The organism is Peribacillus acanthi (assembly GCF_003073175.1).
GTDB classification, from domain to species: Bacteria; Bacillota; Bacilli; order Bacillales; family DSM-1321; genus Bacillus_BN; species Bacillus_BN acanthi.
In genome coordinates this window covers 117,695-120,311 of the sequence record NZ_QBBX01000001.1, presented here as the reverse complement: position 1 = coordinate 120,311, position 2,617 = coordinate 117,695, and the positions used below count along the sequence as shown (strand labels likewise).

Annotated in this window: 4 protein-coding genes; all 4 read right to left on the bottom strand. The window is 39.2% G+C overall.

From position 1 onward, the window contains the following. A partial coding sequence (locus tag DBX25_RS00675; protein ID WP_240620095.1) for a FoF1 ATP synthase subunit A occupies positions 1-491 on the bottom strand: 491 nt, incomplete at its 3' end. Between the two features lie 22 nt (positions 492-513). Continuing rightward, entirely contained in the window at positions 514-882 is a 369-nt protein-coding gene (locus DBX25_RS00670; RefSeq protein ID WP_108668855.1) for an ATP synthase subunit I, read from the bottom strand. An 8-nt stretch (positions 883-890) separates the two neighbouring features. Next, a complete protein-coding gene (locus DBX25_RS00665; RefSeq protein ID WP_108668854.1) occupies positions 891-1,112 on the bottom strand; it encodes an AtpZ/AtpI family protein in 222 nt (73 codons plus the stop codon). 232 nt (positions 1,113-1,344) lie between these two features. Continuing rightward, the coding region (locus DBX25_RS21590) for a S8 family serine peptidase (protein ID WP_276309558.1) at positions 1,345-2,617 on the bottom strand (1,273 nt) is incomplete at its 5' end.

The following is a 2,617-nucleotide window of genomic DNA, read 5'->3' as shown; positions in this document are numbered from 1 at the left end:
AGCGTGTTAGCGAATTCTTCAATAATTTTCAATGGGAACATAAAGCCCATTGGTTGGAAATAAGTCTTTCCATAACCTTTTGCACCAAGCATTTTAACACCATAAAAATGGGACAACCCGACTACCATTACTGCTAAAGTTAATGTAATTGCCGGATCAGCTGTTGGCGATTTCCACCACAGTTCATGCCCTATTACTATTGAGAAAGGAAGACCTAACATATTTGATACAAAAATGTACATAATTAGTGTCATCCCAAGTATTAGGAAGCGTCCACCTGTGTTCCAATCCATCGTGCTGTTGATTAAGCCTTTAACGAAATCCAATACCCATTCCATGAAGTTTTGGGCTCCGCTTGGCTTCAATGCAAGACGGCGAGTACACGCTACAGCAATAATGAAGACTATAAGACTGGCAATAGTGATCATCATGACATTTGCCATGTTGAAATGCAATCCCATAAATTCCCTGATAGGAGCTTCGTGATTCAACAGTATTCACCTCTCTTCTTTACTACCGTCGTAATTTTTGAATAAAAAAATCTATCATAATGACCAAGTAACCAGTCATTAATCCTAAAACCACACTAATCATATGAAACAGTTCAGGATACTCCAAAGCTACTACTGCAGCTAAGGCCGCTATTGACATCCTTGTTAATGTACCCAGGGATTTCATTTTTTTGCCTTCTAATGCCATCTTGGTGAATTTACGGTTCTTTTGGACCATCGACCAAAGAATGAAGAGGCTTAAGGTTGTCCCAAGGATCAAGCCAAGGAAAACAGTATAATAAGGACTGAATCCAGCACCTAATACATAAAACGCTAACAGAAAGTATATGTATCGTCGGGCCCTTACAAACATTAATTCTAAATCCGGCATTATATGATTTATTCTCCTGAGAAAAATTGTCGAATTGTGCGTAGTACGAAGTAAGTACCCGCAGCAAGTCCTAAAAGAAGGCCTACCACTAAAAATAGTGGCTCGGTGTCGAACCTCTGGTCAACCCATCTTCCTGAAAAGATACCGATGAGAAGAGTTCCAACTAATTGTGAGAGAATGGCAGACATAAGTGCCATTGCTTGAAACGGATGGCGATTTTTTTGACTCATTGTAAATCCTCGCAAAAATCGAATAGGTTGAATATGATATCATGTGCACTTTTGTGGAAAATCAGGTGTGCACATACTTTTGAAAACCCTATCATTTCACACCCTTTGTTAGCATACAATAGGGCATATGCAATGTCAATGAGTCAAACGTGAAAAATGTCACACTTTGTCCTAATTGTTTACTTGTTCACATTTTTATCATACTTTTGGATAAAATATCCATTATAATTAATCAAGGAATTTCTATTATCGTGTCCATTCGATCTTCTTTATCGCCTTTTTTCGCAAAGATAACCGCATGATAGACCCCAGTTGGCGGAAGTTGTTTCTTTCCTATTTCCTTCGAAACCATTCCACGATGCACTTTCTTAGATGCATCCAAGAATCCAATAAACCTATAGTTATCCGCATCGTATAAAGCGATTCCCATTTCATCTGCACCTCCTGGAAGGTACATTTCATAGCGTAAAGAATCTTTATGGTCTCCCATTCCAATTTCAAAGCCCATAACTCTTGGATAATCTGGTTCTTCTTTTACATATAAGTATGGGAGGTGCAAGGAAGTAGCTCCTTCATTCACTTCCAAGTACCCATCATACACCCCTTTTTTTAATTCAGACTGATTAATGTGAAGACCTACTGTAACTTCCCTCTTTTCACCTGGTAACAGTTTAAACGTAATTGGTAGTTTCCACGTTAATCCCTCTTCCCTCACTGGGATTTTAAAGGAATAATACTTTGTCTTTTGGCTGCTGTTATGGATGACTAACTTCCTGCTATGCTCATCATTACCTTTTGCTTTCTGATACATTCCAAACGATAGTGAAGAAGGATAAAAAAATGTATCCGCTTTGACCGCCTTGTCTACTTGAATCCTGCCTCCACCCTGTTCAAACGTTCGATAATATTCACCCTGTTCATCTTTAAGCTGTTTGGCAGTAGTCATCAAAGCGGATTTAAACTGCTCTGGTTTCCAATCAGGATGAGCTTGCTTTAAAAGAGCACATGCACCTGCTACATGAGGAGCAGACATACTTGTTCCTTGCATGGATAAATATCCATTCGGAACGGTACTATCAATTGCTACTCCTGGAGCCACGACATCAGGCTTAATATTCCACGTTACCGTTACAGGGCCTCTTGAACTGAAAGAAGCAATTTGATCCGACGTTTTCTGAAAGTATGATTTCACTTGGACTTTACCATCCCTTTTCAACATGGCTAGTAATTCCCCACCATCTGCTTTAGAAATCGAGACGGCTGGAATTCCCACTTTTTTTGGCGTCTGTCCAAAGAAATTCCCTTTCGTGTTGTTGTAGATGATAATTCCTTTTGCACCAGCCTTTTTAGCATTCAGTATTTTCTCGTAAAAGGTTAATCCGCCTCTTTTAACAAGAACTATCTTATCTTTTGCTTTTCGTAATTCGTTTTCTTCCCCATCTCTCCCATCCACGATTTCTTCAGTAAAAGGGAAGTTCCAAGCTTTCGTTCCTTCAATAGGATGT